This is a genomic window from Brevundimonas sp. (genome assembly GCF_031412435.1).
Taxonomy (GTDB): domain Bacteria; phylum Pseudomonadota; class Alphaproteobacteria; order Caulobacterales; family Caulobacteraceae; genus Brevundimonas.
On record NZ_JANODA010000045.1, the window covers coordinates 46,982 to 69,095 of the forward strand.

Annotated in this window: 24 protein-coding genes and 1 tRNA gene; 8 read left to right on the forward strand and 17 right to left on the reverse strand. The window is 68.5% G+C overall.

Translation table 11 applies throughout. From position 1 onward, the window contains the following. The first annotated feature begins 142 nt into the window (after positions 1–142). Together RMO01_RS09315 and RMO01_RS09320 are read left to right on the forward strand one after the other, a co-directional pair. Entirely contained in the window at positions 143–1,096 is a 954-nt protein-coding gene (locus tag RMO01_RS09315) for an alpha-L-glutamate ligase (protein ID WP_309628774.1), read from the forward strand. Continuing rightward, positions 1,093–2,136: an LLM class flavin-dependent oxidoreductase gene (locus RMO01_RS09320; protein ID WP_309628775.1), complete on the forward strand. Its 1,044-nt coding sequence runs from the start codon at positions 1,093–1,095 to the stop codon at positions 2,134–2,136. Before RMO01_RS09315 ends, RMO01_RS09320 begins: the two co-directional genes overlap by 4 nt. 3 nt (positions 2,137–2,139) lie before the next feature. On the opposite strand, the gene RMO01_RS09325 is transcribed toward RMO01_RS09320, so the two are convergent. The 8 genes from RMO01_RS09325 to RMO01_RS09360 all read right to left on the reverse strand — a co-directional run bounded on the left by RMO01_RS09325 (position 2,140) and on the right by RMO01_RS09360 (position 8,122). Then, positions 2,140–2,949 (reverse strand): hypothetical protein, encoded by an 810-nt coding sequence (locus RMO01_RS09325; RefSeq protein WP_309628776.1) that lies wholly within the window; start codon positions 2,947–2,949, stop codon positions 2,140–2,142. Between the two features lie 4 nt (positions 2,950–2,953). Beyond that, positions 2,954–3,739, reverse strand: coding sequence for a hypothetical protein (locus tag RMO01_RS09330; RefSeq protein ID WP_309628777.1), 786 nt, complete (start codon positions 3,737–3,739; stop codon positions 2,954–2,956). A 25-nt stretch (positions 3,740–3,764) separates the two neighbouring features. Further along, positions 3,765–4,301 carry a CcdC protein domain-containing protein gene (locus RMO01_RS09335; protein WP_309628778.1) on the reverse strand — a complete coding sequence of 179 codons (537 nt, stop codon included), beginning with the start codon at positions 4,299–4,301 and terminating at the stop codon, positions 3,765–3,767. 83 nt (positions 4,302–4,384) lie between these two features. Beyond that, complete coding sequence (locus RMO01_RS09340; RefSeq protein ID WP_309628779.1) at positions 4,385–5,392, reverse strand: fumarylacetoacetate hydrolase family protein; 1,008 nt, start codon at positions 5,390–5,392, stop codon at positions 4,385–4,387. 59 nt (positions 5,393–5,451) lie between these two features. Next, complete coding sequence (locus RMO01_RS09345; protein ID WP_309628780.1) at positions 5,452–6,219, reverse strand: hypothetical protein; 768 nt, start codon at positions 6,217–6,219, stop codon at positions 5,452–5,454. Between the two features lie 114 nt (positions 6,220–6,333). Then, positions 6,334–6,600 carry a hypothetical protein gene (locus RMO01_RS09350; protein ID WP_309628781.1) on the reverse strand — a complete coding sequence of 89 codons (267 nt, stop codon included), beginning with the start codon at positions 6,598–6,600 and terminating at the stop codon, positions 6,334–6,336. Continuing rightward, positions 6,591–7,067: an isoprenylcysteine carboxylmethyltransferase family protein gene (locus tag RMO01_RS09355; RefSeq protein WP_309628782.1), complete on the reverse strand. Its 477-nt coding sequence runs from the start codon at positions 7,065–7,067 to the stop codon at positions 6,591–6,593. The genes RMO01_RS09350 and RMO01_RS09355 overlap by 10 nt, the downstream gene beginning before the upstream one ends. Next, positions 7,064–8,122, reverse strand: a complete 1,059-nt coding sequence (locus tag RMO01_RS09360) for an isoaspartyl peptidase/L-asparaginase (protein ID WP_309628783.1) — start codon at positions 8,120–8,122, stop codon at positions 7,064–7,066. Before RMO01_RS09360 ends, RMO01_RS09355 begins: the two co-directional genes overlap by 4 nt. A gap of 35 nt (positions 8,123–8,157) precedes the next feature. On the opposite strand from RMO01_RS09360, the gene RMO01_RS09365 reads away from it, so the two are divergent. Beyond that, positions 8,158–8,379, forward strand: coding sequence for a hypothetical protein (locus RMO01_RS09365; protein WP_309628784.1), 222 nt, complete (start codon positions 8,158–8,160; stop codon positions 8,377–8,379). 186 nt (positions 8,380–8,565) lie between these two features. Here RMO01_RS09365 and hppD read toward each other — a convergent pair whose 3' ends face one another. Then, the gene (gene hppD, locus RMO01_RS09370) at positions 8,566–9,672 is read right to left on the reverse strand and encodes a 4-hydroxyphenylpyruvate dioxygenase (RefSeq protein WP_309628785.1); all 1,107 of its coding nucleotides are present in this window, start codon (positions 9,670–9,672) and stop codon (positions 8,566–8,568) included. A 139-nt stretch (positions 9,673–9,811) separates the two neighbouring features. Continuing rightward, positions 9,812–10,444, reverse strand: a complete 633-nt coding sequence (locus RMO01_RS09375) for an exopolysaccharide biosynthesis protein (protein WP_309628786.1) — start codon at positions 10,442–10,444, stop codon at positions 9,812–9,814. 132 nt (positions 10,445–10,576) lie between these two features. Between RMO01_RS09375 and RMO01_RS09380 the strand changes: the two genes are divergently transcribed. Next, complete coding sequence (locus RMO01_RS09380) at positions 10,577–11,113, forward strand: disulfide bond formation protein B (RefSeq protein ID WP_309628787.1); 537 nt, start codon at positions 10,577–10,579, stop codon at positions 11,111–11,113. Then, entirely contained in the window at positions 11,091–11,675 is a 585-nt protein-coding gene (locus RMO01_RS09385) for a demethoxyubiquinone hydroxylase family protein (RefSeq protein WP_309628788.1), read from the forward strand. The genes RMO01_RS09380 and RMO01_RS09385 overlap by 23 nt, the downstream gene beginning before the upstream one ends. A gap of 178 nt (positions 11,676–11,853) precedes the next feature. Here the strand turns inward: RMO01_RS09385 and RMO01_RS09390 are convergent, their stop codons facing one another. The 6 genes from RMO01_RS09390 to rpmH are packed head-to-tail and all read right to left on the reverse strand — an operon-like array spanning position 11,854 to position 17,780. Beyond that, positions 11,854–12,795, reverse strand: a complete 942-nt coding sequence (locus tag RMO01_RS09390; RefSeq protein ID WP_309628789.1) for an esterase-like activity of phytase family protein — start codon at positions 12,793–12,795, stop codon at positions 11,854–11,856. Then, positions 12,795–14,681, reverse strand: coding sequence for a cobaltochelatase subunit CobT (gene cobT, locus RMO01_RS09395; RefSeq protein ID WP_309628790.1), 1,887 nt, complete (start codon positions 14,679–14,681; stop codon positions 12,795–12,797). Before cobT ends, RMO01_RS09390 begins: the two co-directional genes overlap by 1 nt. A 32-nt stretch (positions 14,682–14,713) precedes the next feature. Beyond that, positions 14,714–15,355: a ribosome biogenesis GTP-binding protein YihA/YsxC gene (gene yihA / locus RMO01_RS09400; protein ID WP_309628791.1), complete on the reverse strand. Its 642-nt coding sequence runs from the start codon at positions 15,353–15,355 to the stop codon at positions 14,714–14,716. Then, positions 15,352–17,184, reverse strand: coding sequence for a membrane protein insertase YidC (gene yidC / locus RMO01_RS09405; protein WP_309628792.1), 1,833 nt, complete (start codon positions 17,182–17,184; stop codon positions 15,352–15,354). The genes yihA and yidC overlap by 4 nt, the downstream gene beginning before the upstream one ends. A gap of 5 nt (positions 17,185–17,189) precedes the next feature. Beyond that, a complete protein-coding gene (gene rnpA, locus RMO01_RS09410) occupies positions 17,190–17,615 on the reverse strand; it encodes a ribonuclease P protein component (protein ID WP_309628793.1) in 426 nt (141 codons plus the stop codon). A gap of 30 nt (positions 17,616–17,645) precedes the next feature. After that, positions 17,646–17,780, reverse strand: coding sequence for a 50S ribosomal protein L34 (gene rpmH, locus RMO01_RS09415; RefSeq protein ID WP_013268133.1), 135 nt, complete (start codon positions 17,778–17,780; stop codon positions 17,646–17,648). A gap of 142 nt (positions 17,781–17,922) precedes the next feature. Here rpmH and RMO01_RS09420 point away from each other — a divergent pair, with 142 nt between their 5' ends. Both RMO01_RS09420 and RMO01_RS09425 read left to right on the forward strand, forming a co-directional pair. Beyond that, positions 17,923–18,645 (forward strand): VTT domain-containing protein, encoded by a 723-nt coding sequence (locus RMO01_RS09420; protein WP_309628794.1) that lies wholly within the window; start codon positions 17,923–17,925, stop codon positions 18,643–18,645. Further along, positions 18,642–20,114 (forward strand): HAMP domain-containing sensor histidine kinase, encoded by a 1,473-nt coding sequence (locus tag RMO01_RS09425; RefSeq protein ID WP_309628795.1) that lies wholly within the window; start codon positions 18,642–18,644, stop codon positions 20,112–20,114. Before RMO01_RS09420 ends, RMO01_RS09425 begins: the two co-directional genes overlap by 4 nt. A 3-nt stretch (positions 20,115–20,117) precedes the next feature. Here RMO01_RS09425 and RMO01_RS09430 read toward each other — a convergent pair whose 3' ends face one another. Further along, the gene (locus RMO01_RS09430) at positions 20,118–21,869 is read right to left on the reverse strand and encodes a gamma-glutamyltransferase family protein (protein ID WP_309628796.1); all 1,752 of its coding nucleotides are present in this window, start codon (positions 21,867–21,869) and stop codon (positions 20,118–20,120) included. Positions 21,870–22,037: 168 nt separating this feature from the next. Between RMO01_RS09430 and RMO01_RS09435 the strand changes: the two genes are divergently transcribed. After that, a tRNA-Arg gene (locus tag RMO01_RS09435) sits at positions 22,038–22,114 on the forward strand.

Here is a 22,114-nt window from a genome sequence, read left to right on the forward strand (position 1 = left end):
GGCTACCGCTCGCGACGCGGTCGCTCGCTGCTTGAGCCCATTTGTGGTGGGCTACCGCTCGCGACGCGATCGCTCGCTGATTGAGCCAGATTCTCGGCGTCGCCCCTTGCGTTCCATCGTGGTGTAACGCATTTGCGCCTTCATGACTGAGACCCTGCCCGACCTCGCCATCGTCTACGAGCACCCCGAATGGTTCGAGCCGCTGTTCGCGGCGCTGGACCGGCATGGGGTCAGCTATGTGAAAGTCCCGCTGGCGGGGAGCACGTTCGATCCGGCCGGGTCGCCGGCACCGGGGACGGTGGTGTTCAGCCGCGTGGCCATGTCGTCCTTCCTGAGGGAGCCCGAGCATCCGATCTTCTACGCCCAGAGCCTGTTCGAGCACTGGCAGGGGCAGGGGACGCGGGTGGTCAACGCTTCGGCCCTGAACATCGACACCTCCAAGGCGCGGCAGATGTCGCTGATCGCCCGGCTGGGGCTCAAGGGGCCGGCGACGCGGGTCGCGCATCGCCAGGCGGACATTCCGGGGGCGGCCGAGGGGCTGCGCTATCCGGTGCTCGTCAAGGCGGACATCGGTGGGGCGGGGGCGGGCATCACCCGCTATGAGACGCCGGAAAAGCTGGCCGAGGCGGCCGGTGAAAAATGGTGCCCGGTCGGGGTCAACGGCATCTCCCTGATCCAGGAATACGCGCCGCGCCGGGACGGCAAGATCACCCGGGTCGAGACGCTGAACGGGAAGTATCTGTACGCCATCGACATCGAGAGCCCGGGCGACGCCTTCGACCTGTGCCCGGCCGACGCCTGTCTGGTGCGGCCGGGCGCGCCGACCCTGACCATGACGAAGACCACGCCGCCGCCTGAGATCATCGAGGCCGTCGAACGGCTGGCCGTCGCCGGTGAGCTGGAGGTCGGGGGGATCGAATATCTGATCGACGACCGGGACGGGTCGGCCCTGTTCTACGATATCAACGGCCTGTCCAACTTCGTGGCGAAGCCGGTCGAGGTGCTGGGCTTCGACCCGCATGACAATCTGGTCGAATGGCTCAAGGGCATCGTGGCCGAAGAGAAGGCGAAGCGCGCCAAGGGAGCCGAAGCATGAGGTACGGATACTGGGCGCCGGTCTTCGGCGGTTGGCTGAGGAACATCGCCGACGAGCGCGAGGCCTCGTGGGAGAATGCGTCGCGGCTGGTCAAACGGTCGGAGGCCCTGGGCTATGACCTGACCCTGATCGCCGAGCTGAACCTGAACGACATCAAGGGGATCGAGGCGCCGGCCCTGGACGCCTGGTCGACGGCGGCGGCCCTGGCGGCCGTGACCGAGACGATCGAACTGATGGTCGCAGTCCGTCCGAACTTCCACCAGCCGGCCCTGTTCGCCAAACAGGCGGCCAATATCGACCGGATCTCGAACGGTCGGCTGGCGCTGAACGTGGTCTCGTCGTGGTGGGCCAAGGAGGCGGAGAGCTATGGTTTGCAGTTCGACCAGCATGACGACCGCTATGCCCGCACCACCGAATGGCTGCAGGTGCTGGATCGTCTGTGGACGGAGAAGCGGGTCGATTTCGAGGGGAAATACTACACCCTGCAAGACGCCATCGTGGAGCCCAAGCCGACGTCGTCGCCCGAACGGCCGCGCCCGGTCATCTATGCCGGGGGCGAGTCCGAGGCGGCCAAGACCCTGATCGCGAAACACTGCGACGCCTATGTCATGCACGGCGACGAGCCGGAGCATATCGCGGCGAAGATCGCCGACATGCGCGAACGGCGCGAGCGTTTCGGCCTGCCGCCGATGTCGTACGGCATGGCCGGCTATGCGATCGTGCGGGACACCGAGGCCGAGGCTGAAGCCGAGCTGGAGCGGATCACGACGATCCCGGGGCTGGCGGACGGGACACCGCCGGCGGGGTTCGCCAACTTCGACCAGTGGCTGTCGGGGACCGAGCTGGAGCGGGAGCTCAAGATCCGCGAATACAGCGTCTCTAACCGCGGCCTGCGTCCGGGGTTCGTCGGCACGCCCGAGACCGTCCGGGAACGGATGGAGGCGTTCGAGGCCGCCGGCCTGGACCTTGTCCTGCTGCAGATGTCGCCGCAGGAAGAAGAGATGGAACGGTTCTCCGCCCAGGTGATCCGGGCGAACTGAGGGTCAGCGCGGAGGCAGGCGACTTGGGATCGGCGGCAGGTCGAGCCCGAGGCCATAGCGGACGTAGAAGGAGACCCGGCGGTCTTCCATCGTTCCCGTCTCGCCGTCCTTGATCTCGACCCGTCCGGTCCGGTGCGCGCCGAGCACGGCGGCGCGGCCGAAGCCGCCGCCCTCCGGGAATTCGCTCTCGACGCGGCATTGGCGGAGTGCGCCGCTGCTCTCGACCCCGCAGATCACGGCCGCGACGCCCATCTCAGAGTTCGCCCGCGCGGGGAAGGTGGGCGTGGGCCTGCTGCGCCACTGGAGCCCCGCAAGGTTCTCCCGGTCGGGCGCATCCGTACTGTCCTCCGGCATTTCGCGATCGCAGGCCTCGAAGACGCGTCCGATCGCCGAGGGCGAGGCTGGCAGGTCGACGGCGATCCGTCGAACCCGCTCACCGTCGGGAACCCCGAGGGCGAAACGGCCGCCGCCTCGAAGATCCCGCCCGACGTGGGCCGGCCACAGGGCGAAGGCGGCCTGGTTCCGGCCGCCGCTGACCCACAGGCTGTCGTCGTCGGTTCGCTCGCCCATCTGGTAGTCGAAGGTCTGGATGCCTTGGCGCGTCGGCAGGCCGGAGACGACCACGCTCAGCGTCTCGTCCTGACAGCGGACAGCGACCCCGAAGGTGTCGAAGGTCACGGCCGCGATACTGAGTTCGCGAGACGGGTCCTGGCCGAAATCCCAGTCCTCGCCCGCGTCCTGGGCCGAGACGGGACCTGCGGCGAGGAGAACGGCCATGCCGCCCGACGCGAACCTGCGTGTCCGAATGATCATGGACCTATCGCATCCTGTAGTTGACGCGGAAGCCGATCATCCGGGGGGCGTACTGGCCGGCGGTCTCGCCGGGACTGGTCAGGCGCGCGTTGCGGGTGGAGCGCAGGGCGGCCCGGCCAAAGCCGCCGTCAAGCGGGAACTCGGACTCGACCTGGCATTGATCGACCCCTCCGTCGGGTTGGACCACGCAGGTGAGCACCGCGAAGCCCTCGGCATAGTTGGTGGCGGGATAGGTCGGCCGCGGTTGTCGGGTCCACACCACGCCGCGAGGCAGGCCGTTCTCCTCGATCTCCGGAAGGAGGGCGTCGCGTGGATCTTCCAATGGCCGGCCACAGGCCGTCAGGGTCTCGTCGATCGCCGCCGATGAGGCCGGCAGGGTGAGGTCATGGCGCAGGTTCCGGCCTTCGCCGCCTCCGCCGGGGACGACGATGCTGACGGGGCCGCCGTCACGGAGCGAACGCGCCAGGCTGGCGGGATAGTCGGCCATGGCGACCGTGCGGTCTGTGGTGACGCTCCAGACCGAGTCATGCAGGTGTTCGGCGGAGGGACCGATTCTCAGGGTCCGGATGCGGGCCTGGCGCGGGGCCACGGGCAGGCCTGCCATGACGGCGCCGTAGACTCCGTCGACGCAGCGGAAGGCGATGGTGAGACCGGTGGTGGTCGGTACGAAGGCGAAGACGGTCTTGTCTTCCGGCTGACGGACGATCTCCCAGTCGTCGGTCACGTCCTGGGCCAGGGCGCCGCCGGCGCCGGCGAGAAGGAAGAGGGTCGTCAGGGCTCTGGAACGCATACGCTTACTCTCGACTGGAAGGGGATCAGGCGGCGGCCTCGACGTGGCTGTCGGTTCCCCCGGCGAGGACGCGGCGGGCGCGGATGAACATCTCGATCCGCTGGACGACGATCATGCCGACGACGAACAGCAGGAAGGCGTCGGCGACGGCCAAGGCGTTCAGATGCCAGGCGGCGGCATGGGGTTCCAGCACCGAGCGCAGGGTGCTGCGGCCGAGGAAGAGGCCGATGATCAGGATGACGCCGAGGGGCGAGGCCTGGGCCTTCAGCGTGCCGTCCGCGTGGCGTTCGATCGTCGTCATCTTGCCTCGCCACCAGCCGGCGGCGCAGCCGAGGCCGAGGCCGAGGGCGAGAATAGCCCAGGCGATCGCATCAAACGGCGTGTGATCGACGCCGGGCTCCAGACTGGTTCCCCAGAGGGCCAGACCCATCAGGGGGACGATGATCGCGGGGGTGACCCACATCCATTCCGGTCGCAGCGTCCGGGGCGCGCGGTTCCGCAGCAGGATGATCGGCAGCATGATCACGAGCGCGATCAGGGGTGCGTACTGTTGCGGCGTCATGGCCGGCCTCTCCGCGACGACGTGTCGCCCTGAGAGTCAGATAAGCGCGTCCAGCGTGTGCCGGGAAGAGGTAAAATATCTCGTCAGACGGGTTGAACGACCTGTTCGATGGCGCCGAAGATCGAGTGGTGTTTGTCGTCGAGCATCTCGATGCGGACCGTGTCGCCGTGCTTGAGGAACGGGGTAACGGGCGCGCCGCCGGTAATGGTCTCGACCGTGCGGATCTCGGCGATGCAGGAATAGCCGTGGCCTCCTTTGGAGACCGGCTTGCCCGGGCCGCCGTCGGCGCCCTTGTTCGAGACCGTGCCCGATCCGATGATCGTTCCTGCGCCCAGGGACCGGGTCTTCGCCAGGTGGGCGATCAGGACGCCGAAATCGAAGGTCATGTCGGCGCCGGCGTCGGCACTGCCGAAGTCCGCGCCGTTCAACTGGACCGACAGGGCGCCGGAGAGCTTGCCGTCTTTCCAGCGATCGCCGAGCGCGTCGGGGGTGACGAACACGGGCGACAGGGTCGAGGCGGGCTTGGACTGGACGAAGCCGAATCCCTTGCCCAGTTCGCCGGGGATCAGGTTGCGCAGGGACACGTCGTTGACGAGGCCGACCAGGCGGATATGGCCGCGCGCCTCCTCCGGCGTGACGCCCTGGGGCACGTCGCCGGTGACGACGACGATCTCGGCCTCAAGGTCGCAACCCCAGGATTCGTCGGCGAGCGGGATCGGGTCGCGGGCTCCCATGAAGTGGTCGGACCCGCCTTGGTACATCAGGGGATCGGTCCAGAAGCTGGCCGGCATTTCGGCGCCGCGCGCACGTCGCACAAGCTCGACGTGGTTCACATAGGCCGAACCGTCCGCCCACTGATAGGCGCGCGGCAGGGGGGCGGCGGCGTCCCGTTCATGGAAGCGGCCGCGCGGAACGGCCTCGTGGTCGAGGCTCTCGGCCAGGGCGCGGAGGCGGGGCTCGCAACGCTCCCAGTCGTCGAGCGCGGACTGAAGCGTCGGGGCGATCAGGAAGGCGTCGGTGAACCAGGCGAGGTCCGAAGAGACGACAACGAGGCGACCGTCGCGGCCGTGCTTGAGCGAGGCGAGTTTCATGCCTCTGGTCTAGGCCGGATCGACGCGGAGGTGAACCGTCCCCGTCGCCTGATCGACGATCACCTGGACCGGGACTGGTCCCGGACGCGACCGCCCGGCGCGCGCAGGGCGGCGGAAGACGGGCGGCGCGAGAGGGCGCGACGGGCCTCGCGCAGTTCGCGGATCCGCTCCGGGCCGCGTGACCAGTGGTCGTGGAAGGCGCGGACGGCCCTGGACAGGGCCTCGATCTGTTCGGGGCCGGTCATCGGACGCGTCTCCGGTTTCGGCTCGTGCTTCGGCTTGTCGGGCTTGTGGCCGTCGTCGTGACTGCCGTGGGGCGGATGGGGTGGAGGCGTCGTGCCGCCGACGAAGATCTGGTTCACCGTCACGGGGGGAACGCCGGCCGGCGCGGCTGGATGAGCGTGGTCGTGATCGTGCCCGTGCCCCTTGTCATCGGCCTTGGGTGTTTCCTTGATCTCTCCCTTGAGCGCTGCATCGAGATCCCTGACCGGGCCGTTGACCCCCTTTCCGACTTCCAGCACCGGGCCGAGGTGGTCGTCGATGGTGGTGCGCAGGGCCTTGGCGCGGGACTTCAGCTCGTCGGAGGAGGCGGCCATGGCGGCCACGGAGGCATGCAGGATGGCGCGGTGGATGTCGTCGGGGGCGCGGTCGGCGTCATTGCCGTCCGACTGTTCGGCGTGCCAGCGGCCGAAGAAGAACATGCCCGCCGCTATGGCGAGCAGCAGCAGGAACAGGATCAGGGCCATCAGGGGCGGCAGGCCGAGGAACGGACTGTCGTCCTGGGGCGTGAATACCGCGTCGGCGGCCTCGAAATCCGATGGATACATGCCCGGTCCCCGCAATCGTCGAACGCCGTGCGATCATGCCGCAGGGGCGAACGCCTGACCACGGAAAAGGTTAACGGCGGACTGTGAAGGTTGTGGGCGTCCCCACCCGGCGACTCAGGGCGCGTGAAGGATGGCGCGGGTCTCGACGCCCTCGCGGGCGGCGGCGTCTCGGACCTCGACCTCGACGATGATCGCGCCCTCGGGATCCAGCGCCCAGAGGTAGCGACGCTCGACCTCGACCGTGCGGCCGGACGGGGCGAAACCCTCGAAACTGTCGCCCCAGGGGGTGATCCGCTTCAGCTCGGGCCAGCTCAGGGAACAGGCGGCGTTCAGCTCCTCCTGGGCCATGACAGTCAGTTCGTCGGGCGGTGTCACAGCCATCGGCGCACCCGGCGGCGGTAGGCATCGTAGGTGTCGCCGAACAGGCCGGCCAGATAGCGTTCCTCGCGCTGGATCACGAAGCGGTCGACCACGACGAGGCAGGGCAGGAGCAGCAGGATCGCCAGGGGGCTGTCGAGGCCGAAGGCCAGGCCCAGATAGGTGACAGCGAAGCCCAGGTAGATGGGGTTGCGCGTGAATCGATAGACGCCGTCGGTGACCAGGGCCGTAGTCGGCTTCCATGGCTCGGGGGCGGTGCGGGCGCGGCGGAACAGACCGATGGCCCAGCCCTCGATCCCGAGGCCGATCACCAGGCCGGCGATGGCCAGGCCGCGCCGGATCGGGACGTCGAGGCCGAGAGACGGCTCGCCGATCAGGCGGCCCAGGCCCCAGCCAGCGATCAGAAAGCCGAGAAAGATCAGCGGCGGCGGGGCGAGGACGCCGGGCACTTCGGGACGCGGCGCCGTCATGGCTCGTCCGCGTAGATGGCGACCTCTGCGGGGGCCTCCGGGCGGATGGAGCCACGATACATGCCCGAGGTGGTCATGGCGAAAGCGGGTGCGCCGTTCGCGTCCATAACGATCACGCCGCCGGATCCGCCCAGCGACAGGGCGTCATCGACCTCGGCCCGGGCTGCGCTCTGTCCGGTCGCACCGCCGGCAATGCGGGCGCAGATGTCGCGGGCGACCGTGGCGCGGATGTAGAACTCGCCGTCGCCGGTGGCCGAGACCGCGCAGCCGTCGCGGTTGGAGGCGTAGGTGCCGGCGCCGATCACCGGCACGTCGCCGACCCGGCCCCAGCGCTTGCCCGTCATGCCGCCGGTCGACGTGCCCGCAGCAAGGTTGCCCTGGCTGTCCAGGGCGACGGCGCCGACCGTGCCAAACTTGCGCTCGTTGAGGGGCGGGGCGGGTTCCAGCGAGGCCATGCCTGCTGCCGGGGCGCCGGCGGGGCGCTCGGGGATCGGCAGGGTGTTGTCGGTCAGGAACTTCACCAGACCCTGCCAGCGGCGCTCGGTGAAGAAGAATGAGGGATCGACCTGCTCCAGACCCTGCGCGGCGGCGAAGGCGTCGGCGCCGGAGCCGATCAGCATGACGTGGGGCGACTGCTCCATCACCGCGCGGGCGGCGGCGATCGGGTGGCGGGTGGTCGTCAGGCCCGCCACGGCGCCGGCTGAAAGGTCCGAGCCGTTCATGACGGCGGCGTCCAGTTCGTTGCGACCGGCGGCGGTGAAGACCGCGCCGCGACCGGCGTTGAACAGGGGGTCGTCCTCCATCAGCTGGATCGCGGCCTGGACGGCGTCGAGCGCCTCGCCGCCGTTGCGTAGGACCTCGCCGCCGGCCTCCAGCGCCCGGGTCAGGGCGGCCCGATAGGCGGCGTCCTGTTCCGGCGAGAGGCTGGCCCGCTCGATCACGCCCGCCCCGCCGTGGATGGCGAAGGACCACTGTGGCGGCTCCTGGGCGACGGCAGGAGAGGCGAGTGTGAGCGCGGCAAAGAACCCTAGTCCATGCAGCTTCAGATTGTGCATTGGCGTGTCATCCCTGTTCGCGCTATATTCTGTTCATGTCCGAGGTCACCGACATTGTCGTGCCGATGCTCCAGAAGATTCAGCACCAGCTGGGTCGTCTCGAGATGGAGGTGTCCAACCTCAAGGAAGACATGCACCACATCAAGGTGCGAATGACCTCGATGGAGGCCAATTTGTACGCCTTGAATCGACAGGGCGACCATTTCGGTGCTCGCCTGGAACGCATCGAGCGTCGCCTGGATCTCGTCGAGGCCTGACCCTACGGCTCCCGCTTGTGGTGCGACCATTTCCAGACGCGATAGGCGACGATCGGGGCGAAGCCGCCGATCAGGGCGCAGGCCAGGACGGGCCAGAACCCCATCTGGAGCCACTGTCCGATCAGGCCGCCGACCACGGCCGCGACGAGCGGGCCGAGGAACGGCAGCCAGGAGGGAGGCGCGATCTTAATTGGCGTCGACCTTGATGACCCCGCGACGGATCTGGTCCAGCTCGATGGAATCGAACAGGGCCTGGAAGTTGCCGTTGCCGAAGCCCTCGTTGCCCTTCCTCTGGATGATCTCGAAGAAGATCGGACCGAAGGTATCCTGGGTGAAGATCTGCAGCAGCAGGCCTTCCTCGTCCGAACCGTCGATCAGGATGCGGTTCTTGCGCATGCGTTCGACGTCATGGCCGTGGTTGGGCAGGCGTTTGTCGATCAGTTCGAAATAGGTCTCGATGGTGTCCTGGAACTGGACGCCACGCTCGCGCATCGTCTCGACGGTGGCGAAGATGTCGTCGGTGGCCAGGGCGATGTGCTGGATGCCCTCGCCGTTGTAGCGCCGCAGATATTCCTCGATCTGGGAGTTGTCGTCCTGGCTCTCGTTCAAGGGGATGCGGATGGCGCGGTCGGGCGCGATCATGGCCTGGGAGAAGAGGCCCGTCGCCTTGCCCTTGATGTCGAAATATTTCTGCTCCTCGAAGGCGAAGACGTCGCCGTAGAAGCCGGACCAGGTCCGCATCTGGCCGCGCTTCACATTGTGGGTCAGGTGATCCAGCAGATGGAGGCCGACGTTGTTCTTGCGCTCGGCCTCTTCCCAGCCCTCGATCTCGTCCCAGCTGTCGTAGAGGGAGCCGGTCTCGCCATAGGCGTCGATAATGTAGAGCAGGGACCCGCCGATGCCGCGCAGCACGTAGGCGCCGTCGCCCAGCGCGCCGCCGTCGAGCGTGTCGGCCGGGTGGGCCCCACGGGCCACGGCCTCGTCATAGGCCTTCTTCGCGTCGTTGACCCGGAAGGCCATGCCGTTGGCGGACGGGCCGTGATCGCGGGCGAACTCCCCGGCATGACCCTCGGGCTTCGTGTGGACCAGGAAGGTGATGTCGCCCTGCTTCATGCGGACGACGCCGTTCTTCGGGTTCACGTGGGTCTGGACGAAGCCCATGACCTCGATCTGTTTGATCATGGACTGAGGGTCGGGGCCGGTGAACTCGACGAACTCGAAGCCGTCGACGCCCAGCGGGTTCTCGTAGGCGGGGATGGTGGCGTCAGTCGTGTGGGCGGTCAGGTCGTCCATTGAGCGTCTCCTGAAATCTTTGCGGGACCGGGCCATGTTTTTGAAGACGGGGCCCGGTCGATTGGCGCGGAACCTAGTCACCCCGGCGGGACAAGCCAAGCCGCAGACGCGTAGACGTGATGGCGACGCTGGACGAAGATCAGCCCGGGATGAACCGGGTGGCCCATTCCGCACCGATCAACAGGCCGAGGCCCAGGGCGCCGAGCAGCGTCAGCCAGCCGGTCGCCACCGCCGCCCCGCCCAGCACGAACAGGCCGTCGCGCTGGATCAGACCGACGGACAGAAGGCCGAGCGCGATCGAGGGGATGGTGTTGGTCATCGGCAGGACGATGGTCAGGGTGGCCAGGATCATGAAGACCGCGGCCATCCGCTCGCCCGCCCCGGTCGCGAACATCAGAAGGCGCGGGCGCGACAGACGCTCGATCCAGCCGAGGCGGGTCTCGGCGAAATCGGCCATCGCCTTCAGCCATCTTCCCTTGGCGCGCAGGTTGAGCACCCAGCGCGGCAGCCAGGGCTCCTCGCGACCGATCAAGAGCTGGCTTGCGATCAGGATGATGATCAGTCCGACCGCCTGCGGCACGCCGTAGAGACCCGGCACGAGGCAGGGGATCGACAGGATCAGGATCAGCAGGCCATAGGCGCGCTCGTCCAGCCGATCGCGGATCTGGTGCAGGGTCAGGCCCGCCTCGCCTCCGTCGTCGGCCAGGCGCCGCAGAAGCCGGGCCAGGTCCTGGGAGGCGTCGTCGTGATGGCGGGATGGCGGGGTGGTCATTGGGCGCTCCTTAACCGGCCTCAATGAGGGGGCCAAGCCCGGATACCGAGTCTGTGCGAGACGCTCCGCGCCCCCTTTCTCGATGGGGAGGATTGCTCGACGCCCGCCCTTCGGCCGTCTAAGAACGGAGGCATGAGAAGCGCCTATCGTCTCCTGACCCGCTGGTGGACCGCCTTCGCCCTGGCGATCTCGCTGGCGATGCTGGGCGCTGCCCATGCGTTCGAGCGGTTCGCGGGCCTCGCGCCCTGCAACCTCTGCCTCAAGCAGCGCGAGGTGTTCTGGGGCGCCGTCGCCATCTCTCTGGTCGCCACGCTCTGGGCCATCATCAGCCAGGCGCGCCGGGGTACGCCGCGCATCGCCGCCTTCCTGTTATTCGCCGTCTTCACCACAGGCGCGATCACCGCCGGCTTCCATGCCGGGGGTGAGCTGAAATGGTGGGACCTGCCGGCCCTGTGCTCGGGCGGCGGCGCGGGCGCGGATCTGGAAGGTCTGACTTCGCTGGCGCTGGGCACGGGTCCGGCCGTCCGCATCGCCATGTGCGACGCGGTGACGTGGAGCTTCCTCGGCCTGTCCATGGCAGGGTGGAACGCCCTGATCTCTGCTGCGCTTGCAGGGTTCAGCCTGCTCGCCGCCAAGAGGCCCAAGGATGCAAGAGCACCCCGGAACTGAGACCCGCCGCACGCCCCTGCCCCGTCCGGGGCGGGGCGCGATGCGCGCGAGGATGGCCGAAATCCTGCGCGTCGATCACGCCGGGGAGTTCGCGGCCGTCAAGATCTACGAGGCCCAGGCGAGGGTCTTCGAAGGCGTTCGCGGCAAGGAGGCGATCACCGCTGACATGGTCGGGATGAAAGCCGGGGAAGAGGTGCACAAGGCGCGTTTCGACGCCCTGCTGACCCAACACGGTGTGCGACCGACGGCGATGTTGCCGCTGTGGTCGCTGGCGGCCACGGGGCTGGGCGCGGCCACGGCCCTGATGGGCGAGAAGGCGGCCCATGCCTGCACCGAGGCGGTCGAGAGCGTGATCGAGGAACACTATGCAGACCAGATCGCCGAACTGTCCGACCGCGAGCCGGAACTGGCGGCGGAGCTGACGAAGTTCCGCGAGGACGAGCTGGAACACCACGACCATGCCGTGGCTCACGGCAGCCGCGAGACCCCGGGGTATCGGCTTCTGAGCGCTGTGATCAAGGCGGGGTGCCGGGCGGCGATCAAGGTGTCGGAGCGGGTTTGATTTTCGTCATCCTCCGGCAAGCCGCGTCTTCGCGGCGCAGACCGGGGGACCCAGCGGCGCGCGGGAGCGCGAAACTTTCTCGGACACAGGCGGCCGGCATCGTGCCTGAACAGATCGCCTTCGGCGCCGCTGGGTCCCCCGGTCTTCGCTTCGCTTCGCCGGAGGATGACGAAAGAAATTAGCGCCTCACATCGAACGCCAGCAGCAGGGTCTTCTGGACGAAATTGTTGTTGTCGTCGCTGAGCAGATAGAGGCGCGTCCCTGTCACCGTCGGGACCGCCGCAATGCCCTCGAAATTGTCGGTCGAGGCGGGCGGGCGCAGCTGGATCAGGGGCTCTGACAGCACGCCTTCCGGCGACAGACGGCGGACGCGGACGCGCATGTCCAGCGGCGGGGCGTAATAGCGCTCGACCACGAACCAGCCGCCCTCCGGGTCCTGATCCGCGCCGGTGAATCGGAAGCCGTCGGCCGGCGTGTCCATGGGGTCGGACAAGTGTGCGCAGCCGCCCCGGTCGCACAGCCAGGCGCCGCCGCCCTCTCCCACCACCAGCCAGCCGTCGCCGTCCGCCGACAGCCCCTCCATCCCCTCATTGTCGGGGAAGGCGACCTCCGGTGATGGGACCGGCGCAGCGGGCGAGGTCGCACCCACGCCATAGGACCAGATGCGATGGTCTCGCTCGAAGCTGACCAGGACCTCGCCGTCGGCCAGGATCGCCAGACCCTCGGCGTCGGCGTTTTCCTTGGGCGCCAGGACGGCCCCGTCCGGGCCGGTCAGGGGGCGGCTGACGGCGTCGTCGGCTGACATCAGGCGGCCGTTGCGATCCAGCCGGATGGTGAAGCGGATCAGGGCGCCGAAATCGCTGACGACCCAGGCACGATCGCCCTGGATCTTCAGGTCGGACAGGCCATGAAGGTTCGGCCCGCGCAGAATCAGGCCGCCGCCGTAGCGCACGCCGGGGGCCAGCGTCGCGCCGCCGACGCCCAGCGGCACATGACGCGCCTCCATCCGGATCGCCTGATCGGGACCCGCGGCCGGGGCGGGGATCGAGGTGGCGATGGCCGCGCAGGCCGCCATGCCCACGAGGGCCAGCGACATCGCCGCGCGGAGGATCAGCCGCATCACGCCGCGCGCTTCAGGCGACGTCCGCCCTTCTTCGCCGTCTGTTTGGGCGCCGCGTCGAACAATTCGGCCAGCTTCTCGATCATGACCCCGCCCAGCTGTTCGACATCGACGATGGTGACGGCGCGGCGGTACCAGCGGGTCACGTCGTGGCCGATGCCGATGGCGATCAGCTCAACCGGCGACCGGGTCTCGATATCCTCGATCACCTTGCGCAGATGCTTGTCCAGATAGAGGGCGGCGTTGGCGGATTGGGTGGAGTCGTCGACCGGCGAGCCGTCGGAGATGACCATCAGGATCTGGCGCGACTCAGGGCGCGCCTTCAGCCGGTCATGGGCCCAGGTCAGGGCCTCGCCGTCGATGTTTTCCTTCAGCAGACCCTCGCGCATCATCAGGCCGAGGTTCTTCTTGGCCCGACGCCAGGGTGCGTCCGCCGACTTGTAGATGATGTGGCGCAGGTCGTTCAGGCGGCCGGGCATGGCCGGCTTGCCCGCCGTGATCCAGGCCTCGCGCGCCTGTCCGCCCTTCCAGGCCCGGGTGGTGAAGCCGAGGATCTCGACCTTGACGCCGCAACGCTCCAGCGTTCGCGCCAGGATGTCGGCGCAGACCGCCGCAACCATGATCGGCCGCCCCCGCATGGAGCCGGAATTATCAAGCAGGAGCGTCACGACGGTGTCCCGGAAAGGACTTTCACTTTCCATCTTGAACGATAGCGGACTGGTCGGGTCGGTGATGACACGGGTCAGACGAGCGGTGTCGAGAACGCCCTCCTCGAGGTCGAAGGACCAGCTGCGGTTCTGCTGGGCCATCAGGCGGCGCTGCAGCTTGTTGGCCAGACGGGCGACGACGGAGGACAGGATCGTCAGCTGCTGGTCGAGCAGGCTGCGCAGCCGGTCCAGCTCCATCGGGTCGCACAGGTCGGCGGCGTCGACGACCTCGTCATAGGCGGTGGTGAAGACACGGTAGGCGTCGATGGCGCGGCCGTCGTCCGCGTTCTCCTGACGATTGGGAAGCGCGCCCTCGGCCACGTCGGGACCGTCGTCGGCGGTGTCGCCGTCGCGCTCGGCGGGGGCGCCGTCGGGCCGGGCGTCGCGGTCCTGTTCGGAGGTCGGGTCCTCGGAGGCGCCGTCCATCGACTGGCCGCCCTCGCCGCCGCTTTCGTCCTCCTCCTCGTCCTGATCCTCGCTGGCCTCGGGCTCCTGGGGATCGGGCTCCTCGTCGCCCTGATCCTCGGAGGCGTCGTCGCCGCGGCCGTCGCCGGGATCGAGATCGAGGGCGCGCAGGACGTCCTTCAGGGCCTTGCCGAAGGCGGCCTGGTCGCCGGCCGTATCCGCCAGCTTGTCGAGCTGGACGTGCGCCTTGCCTTCGATGTCGGCGCGCACGAGGTCCAGCATGGTCCCGGCCCCGTCGGGCGCGCGCTGGCCCGTGACCCGTTCGCGCAGCAGCAGGGCGACGGCCTCGGCGACCGGGACGCGATCCGCCTCGGTGACGCGCAGGGCGCCCATCTTCTCCAGCCGGGTCAGGAGGGCGGCGTTCATATTGTTGCGGACGCCGGCCAGGGCGGTGGAGCCATGCGCCTCGACCCGGGCCTGTTCGACGGCCTCGAACACCTCGGCGGCGCGGCTGTCGACGGGACGCAAGGTCGAGTGGATGGCCGGATCGTGGTTGGCGAGACGCAGGGCCAGCCGGTCGGCCTGGCCCCGGATGGTGGCGCTGTCGCCATCGCCGGGCGTGCGCGGCGGGTGGGGCAGGGTGAGAACGCCGCCGGTCAGTTTGGGACCGTCCGAGCCGAACACGACCTCGAGCTCCGACTGCTCCGCAAGGGCGCGGGCCGCATGGGCGAGCGCGCGTTTGAAGACTTCGGCGGGGGTGTCGGCGGGAGGCATGGGCGACACCTAGGGCGTCGGGGCGACGGAGGCTAGAGTTCCGCGCCCGTCGTCCGCATGATCTCGGCGCGGAGTTCGGGCAGGCCAGCGCCCTTTTCGGCCGAGGTCACGATGACGGCCGGGAAGGCGGCAGGGCGTTTGGAGATGGCTTTCAGCGTCGCCGCCTGAACCGTGTCGCGCTCGTGCGCCTTGATCTTGTCGGCCTTGGTGAGGACGATCTGGTAGCTGACGGCGGCCAGATCGAGGGCGTCGAGCGCCTCGGTGTCGACCGACTTCAGGCCGTGGCGGGCGTCGATCAGCAGATAGACCCGCTTCAACGTGACCCGCCCGCGCAGATAGTCGCGGCCCAGATTCTGGAACTGGCGCACGGTCGTCTTGGACGCCTTGGCCCAGCCGTAGCCGGGGAGGTCCACCAGACGCATCTTGCCGTCGAGGTCGAAGAAGTTGACCTCGCGCGTCCGGCCCGGCTCGTTGGAGGCGCGGGCCAGTTTGTGCATGCCCACGAGGCCGTTGATCAGGCTGGACTTGCCGACGTTGGACCGCCCGGCGAAGGCGATCTCCGGCAGGTCGGGCTCGGGCAGCTGTTCGATCTTGGCCGCGCCCATGACGAAGGTCGCGGGGCGCTGGAACAGGACCCGCGCAGCCTCGACTTCCTCGTCGGAGTATTCGGTCAACCGGCTGTCTTCTTGAACTTGGCGAGGAAGTCGTCGATCGGGTTCTCGGCCTTGAAGCGGTGCATGATGAAATACTGCTGCGCGATCGAGAGCACGTTGTTCCACGCCCAGTAGACCAGCAGGCCGGCAGGGAAGACGGCCATGATGAAGGTGAAGACCACCGGCATCCAGGCGAAGATGCGGCGCTGGACCGGATCCGGCGCGGGCGGGTTCATCGCCGTCTGCAGCCACATGGTGAAGCCGTAGAAGATCGCCAGAACGCTGAGGCCGAGGGTGAAGCCGCCGCTGGGCCCGCCTCCGATCAGGCCGCCGATCAGCGGCGCTGACGCCGGATCCCAGGGGATCAGGCCGAAAAGGTTCCAGATGTTGGTCGGGTCCGGCGCGGACAGGTCACGGATCCAGCCGAAGAAGGGCGCGTGCCGCATCTCGATCGTGACGAACAGCACCTTGTACAGGGCGTAGAAGACCGGGATCTGGACCAGGATGGGCAGGCAGCCCGCCAGCGGATTGATCTTCTCCTTCTGGTACAGCTCCATCGTGGCCTTCTGCTGGGCCTGCGGGTCGTCCTTGTTCTGTTCCTTGATCTTTTCCATCTGCGGCTGAAGCTTCCGCATCTTGGAGAGGCTCTCGTAGCTCTTGTTCGCCAGCGGGAACATGATGACCTTGATGGTCAGGGTCAGCAGCAGGATGGCGACGCCGAAGTTGCCGACCAGGCCGTAGAAGAACTCGACCAGCAGGAAGATCGGACGCGTCAGGAAGAACAGGAAGCCCCAGTCGATCGCATAGATGAAGCGCGGCAGGTCGTACTGCTTCTCGTAGGCGGACAGGATTTCGTTGCGCTTGGCGCCGGCGAACAGGTGCTGGACCTCGGTGATCTGGCGGCCCGGATTGATGGTCCGCGCCTCGCCCAGCATCCGGGCCTCATGGATGTTGTAGCCGCTGCCGTCCGTGACGACGAACTCGGCCTCGACCTTCTCCGTCTGGGGCGGGATCAGGGTCGCCATCCAGTATTTGTCGGTCATGCCCAGCCAGCCGCCGGTCGATTCGAATTCCTCGCGCGGCTTCTTGGCCCAGTCTCCGTATTTCAGCTGGGTGGTGGTGTAGCCGTCGCCCTTGGAGAAGGTGCCGATGGCGCCCTCGTGCAGGATCTGGGTCTTTCCGAGGGTCGGCGGCACGCCCTGGCGCTCGATGCGGCCATAAGGGGCGATGATGACGGCCTGGGTCCCCAGGTTGGCGACCGTGTCGGTCACCGTGAACATGTATTGCGCATCGATGGCGATCACGCGGGTGAAGCGCAGGCCCTGTCCATTGTCCCAGGTCAGGGTGACGGGGGTGGACTGGGTCAGGGTCGCGCCGTCGGTCAGCCGCCAGACGGTGTTCGGACCCGGGACGCCGCCGGCGATATTCTGGCCGGTCCAGCCGAACTGGGCGAAATAGGCGTGCTCCATGCCCTGCGGGCGGAACAGCTCCTCATAGGGCGAGGTGGGGTCGACGGTCAGGCGATAGTTCTTGAGGAACAGGTCGTCGATACGGCCGCCCTGAAGCGACAGCGAGCCCTGCAGCGTCGGCGTCGAAACCGGAATGCGTGGGACCCGTCCCAGCGCCTGGGTGCGGTCCGTTACGAAGGTCAGGGCGCCCGACGCGGTCGAGCCGGGAACAGCTCCGGCGGTCGCGCCGGCCGGGGCCGCAGTCTGTTCGGCGGCGGCGGCGTCCTGGGCGGCCTTCCGGCGCTCCATCTGCGGGCCCATGACGAAGACCTGGTACAGGATCAGGATCGCCGCCGTGCACACGGCGAAGATCACCATGTTGCGCGTGTTCTCGTTCTTCATGCGGATCAGCGGTCCAGGTCTTTGGAAGGTGGGGACGTCGTGTCGGTGGGAACGGGGGCGGGCCGGGCGGATGGAGCGCCGTCGGCAGGGGTCGCGAGCCTTGTAAGGGCCGATTTCACATCGTCAAGCAAACGGTCCCACGGACGGTCCGCGGTGCCTTGCCGCGCGATGAAGACATAGTCGCTTCCCGGCACGCCATGTTGGCCGACCAGGGCCCGCGCAGCCTCGCGCAGGCGGCGCTTGCAGCGGTTGCGCGCCACGGCCCCGCCGACCTTGCGCGTGGCGGTGAAGCCGATACGCATCGTCGCATCCCCGTCGGCGCGATCCAGTCGCTGCACGACTACGGCGCCACGGGCCTGAGAAACGCCTTTCGCGGCCGCCAGAAACTGGGGCCGCGAGGTCAGGCGATGGATTGTGATGGCAATCGTCATCGGTCCCCTCGATCCGAGGGGGCAGGCCGCTTAAGCCGTAAGCTTCTTGCGGCCCTTGGCGCGACGCCGCGCAACGATCTTCTGTCCGTTCTTGGTGGCCATCCGCGAACGGAAGCCGTGACGGCGCTTGCGCACGAGTCGCGACGGCTGATAGGTCCGCTTCACGGTCGGCTCCAGAGGTTATGAGTTGCGCAAGGGACGAACGTGTCCTCTGCGGGAAGGGCGGGCGTATAAGGGGCGAGGCTTCGGCTGTCAACGCCGGGGCGCTCTCCGGCAGCCTTGAACAGCCGGGAGCGTTGGGGTGACTATGGACCGCATCAAACGATTTCTGCCCCTCGTGGTCCTGGCCTGCGTCATCGCCCTGATCTTCGGCATGGGCTGGAATCGCTATTTGTCGCTGGACACCCTGCGGGAGCATGGCGGCGAGTTGCGGGCATTCACGGCCCAGAACTATGTCCTGGCCCTGCTTGTGCTGATGGCGGTGTTCGCCACCGCGACCGCCAGTGTGGTGCCGGGCGTCTTCTTCGTCACCATCACGGCCGGCTATCTGTTCGGACCCTGGGTCGGCGGGATCTCGACCTCCATCGCCGCCACCGTCGGCGCCCTGATCGTCTATGCCGTCGCGCGGTCGGCCCTGGGTCGGGACCTGCGCCACAGGGCCGAACGGAATCAGGGGATGCTCAGAGCGGTCTGCGCCGCCATCGACAGGGATACCCTCTGGTATGTGCTGGCTTCGCGCCTGGCCGTCGTGGTGCCCTTCCACATGATCAATATCGCCGCAGGGATCATGTCGGTGCGCCTGCTGCCCTATACGGTCGCGACCGTGATCGGCCTCTTGCCTGCCCACATCATCTATTGCTGGATCGGGGCGCGGCTGAACCAGCTGCTGGCCGAGAACCCCAACCCGGACATTCAGGCCCTGTTCGGCCAGTTCTGGGCCCCTATGGCGGGGGTGTTCGTCCTCGCGGTGGTCCTGCCTCTCGTACTCAAGACGGTCCAGAAGCGGCTGCCGGGAGGCGCGGCGACGTGACAACGCCCCGCGCCATGCCACGCGATCTGTTCAACAGGCTGCGGCCTCCTGCGGACTTGCGCGAGCGGCTGATCCCCCATGCGCCGGATGGCCTGTCGTCGCGGCTGTTGCTGCTGACCGTGCTGTTCACCCTGGCGGTGCAGGCGCTGATCGTCGGGCCCAATGCTGCGAGCTTCCATGAGCGCTGGCTGCTGGACCGGCTGCAGGCGGCCGAGCTGGCCTCGGTTGGGGTCGAGGCCCTGCCCTACAGCGCGGTGGACGACCAGACGGCCGAACAGCTGTTGCGTATCGGCGGGGTGTCGGCGGTGGCGATCAGCGACCAGGGGGTCATGCGCCAGCTGCTGCAGGCTCCGAACCTGGCCCGGGCGCCCGACTTCATCGATCTGCGCCGCCGCAGCCTGGGCGCCCGACTGCTGGATCCCGTGCGGACCCTGTTCGGCGATCCTGACCGGTCGATACGGGCCCGGGCGGCGCCGCGCTATCGCTCCGGCGACTTCATCGACGTCGTGGCGCCCGCTGAGCCACTGAAGCTCGAACTGCGGGCCTTCCTGCTGAACAGCCTTCTGGTCTCGATCCTGATTTCGGTGGTGGCGGGCGGGCTTCTGTATGCGGGCCTGTCCTTCCTCGTGCTGCAGCCGCTGCGCCGGGTGACGCGGTCCATCGAAGGCTTCGCCGCCGACCCCCAGACCGTCGCGCCGACGCCGTCGGACCGTCACGACGAGATCGGCCGGGTCGAACGCGAACTGGCCGTCATGCAGGAGGAGGTGCGTCAGGCTCTGCGCTCCCGTTCGCGCCTGGTGGCGCTCGGCGAGGCTGTGGCCAAGATCAACCACGACCTCAGAAACATGCTGACCTCGGCCCAGATCGCATCCGAGCGTCTGGCCGATTCCGCCGACCCCCAGGTCGCCAAGGCCCTGCCCCGGCTGGAGCGGGCTTTGGGCCGCGCTGCGGCCCTGACCCGCAATGTGCTGGACTACGGCAAGTCAGAGGAACCGCCGCCGGTGCTGGACCGGGTGCTTCTGGCTCCCGCCGCCACCATGGCGGCCGAAGACGCGGGACTGGAGAGCGACGGGGTGCGACTGGTGAAGGCGCTCCCCGCCCGCTTCACCCTCCAGGCCGACGCGGACCAGTTGCATCGCATCCTGGTCAATCTGATGCGCAACGCCCGTCAGGCCATCGAGGGCGACGCCACGCGTGCGGCGCGCAAGAAGGGCCCGATGGGCACGGTCATGGTCGAGGGCTCGGGCGAGCCGGGCTGGTGCATCATCCGCGTCGTGGATGACGGCCCGGGCATTCCGCCGCGACTGTCGGAACGGTTGTTCGAGCCCTTCGTCTCGGGAGGGTCCTCCGACGGAACGGGCCTGGGCCTGACCATTTCGCGGGAGCTGGCGGCCAACCACGGGGGCGAGCTGAGGCTGGTCGAGACCGGCCCGACCGGAACGACATTCGAGCTGCGCCTGCCGGGCTGAGGCCTACTCTGTCCGCGCCACGCCTTCGCGGCGGTCATCGGCGCCGCCATCCCAGTGATCGCCGCGCCAGATCGCCCCATGAAGGCCCGAGGTCTCGGAGGAATTGGGCTGGAGAGTGATGCCATTCCTCGCCAGCCCTTCCGTCAGGGTCGGCCCGAACCGGGACGTGTCGGCGCCGAAGGTTGCCCCCCTGGCGACCAGGTTGGGCAGGTCGAACGTCGCCTGCACAGGCAGGCCCCAGATCAGGGTCCCGATCAATCCCTTGGCGTTGTAGGCCAGGATCGCCGACCCGCCCGGCGACCCCATGGCCCCGACCAGACGGCCCTGGTGATCCAGGATGATGACCGGTGACATCGACGAACGCGGTCGCTTGCCCGCAGCCACGGCATTGGCGATCGGCGCCCCCTCCGCCGTGGTCGGCGAGAGGGAGAAGTCGGTCAGCTGGTTGTTGAGGAAGAATCCCGCCGCCATCCGGCCCGAGCCGAAGATGCTCTCGACCGTCGTGGTCATGGAGACGGCGTTGCCCTCGGCGTCCACGATGACCAGGTGCGAGGTGCCGACGGGCTCGCGGGTGGCGTCGGGCGCGCGGAACACGCCTCCGGGCGGCGTACCGGCCGTGGCGGCGCCGGTGAGGCCCGGCGCGAGAGCGGCGCGAGAGGCGACATAGTCGTCGTCGAGCAGGCCCGCGACGGGCACGCCGACGAAGGCCGGGTCGGCGACATAGCGGTCGCGGTCGGCGTACATCAGACGCTGCAGCTGGGCGAACATGGTCCAGGCCTCGGCGCTGGTCTCGCCCTCGGCCAGAACGGAAGCGGCGGTCGGGCTTTCGGCCATGGCCAGGAGCTGCAGCAAGGCCACGCCGCTGGACGGCGGCGGCGGAACGCAGACGACATAGGCCCGGAACGGACGGCACAGGGCGTCCCGCGCGATCGGGCGATAGGCGGCGAGGTCGGCGGCGCCGAGTGAGCCCGGGCGCGGCTCGGCGCGGACGGCAGCCACGATGGCCTCGGCGATCGGCCCCGTGCGCAGGGCGGCGACGCCGTCGCGGGCGATGGTCGCCACCGTCCCGGCGTAGGCGGGGTTCCTGAGGGTGTCGCCGGCGACGTAGCGGGTTCCGTCGGCCTTGGTGAAATATTCGGTGGCCCAGCGCGTCCTGGCCTGTCCGGCTCCGGCGATGAAGCCGGCCAGACGCGGGCTGACCGTGAAGCCGTCGCGGGCCAGTCGTTCGGCGTCGCCGAACAGGGAGGGCCAGGCCAGGGTCCCGTGGGTCTGCTGGGCCATCGCCAGGGCCGCCACGGCGCCGGGCGCGCCGGTCGATCGTCCGCTCAGCACCGCGTCAAAGAAGGGCAGGGGCCTGCCGTTTTCGTAGAACAATTCGGGCGTCGCATCGGCCGGGGCGGTCTCGCGCCCGTCGTAGGTCGTGACCTCCTGGGTGTCCGCGTCATAGACCAGAATGAAGGCCCCGCCGCCGAGGCCGGAGGACTGGGGCTCGACCAGCCCGAGCACGGCCTGCACGGCGACCGCCGCGTCCACCGCCGATCCCCCGCGCCGCAGCACGGCCATACCGGCCTCGACCGCCAGAGGGTTGGCCGCCGCCACGAAGGGGCCTCGCGCCGGCGCCGAGGTTGGGGTCCCGACGGCCTGGACCGGGACGGGCGCGCCGCCGACCGTCGCGGTCTGGCACCCCGCCAGCGCCAGGGTCGATGAGATCGCCAGCGCGGCGACGAGCAACGGGCGGAACGGCGACTTCGACATATTCATCTGGGAGACAACCCGGAAAAGCACTGACGCGGACAGGCGTTCCCTCGAACTAGGCTTCGCTGTGCGGCTCGCCAAGCATCGGTTTTGCAAAGGTCTCGAAAACCGGGTTGCGCCCACGAGGACGACCCGCTAGATACCCGCCCTCGCCGTAAAGGCCTGTGCGCGCCCGTAGCTCAGCTGGATAGAGCATCAGACTACGAATCTGAGGGTCGGACGTTCGAATCGTTCCGGGCGCGCCA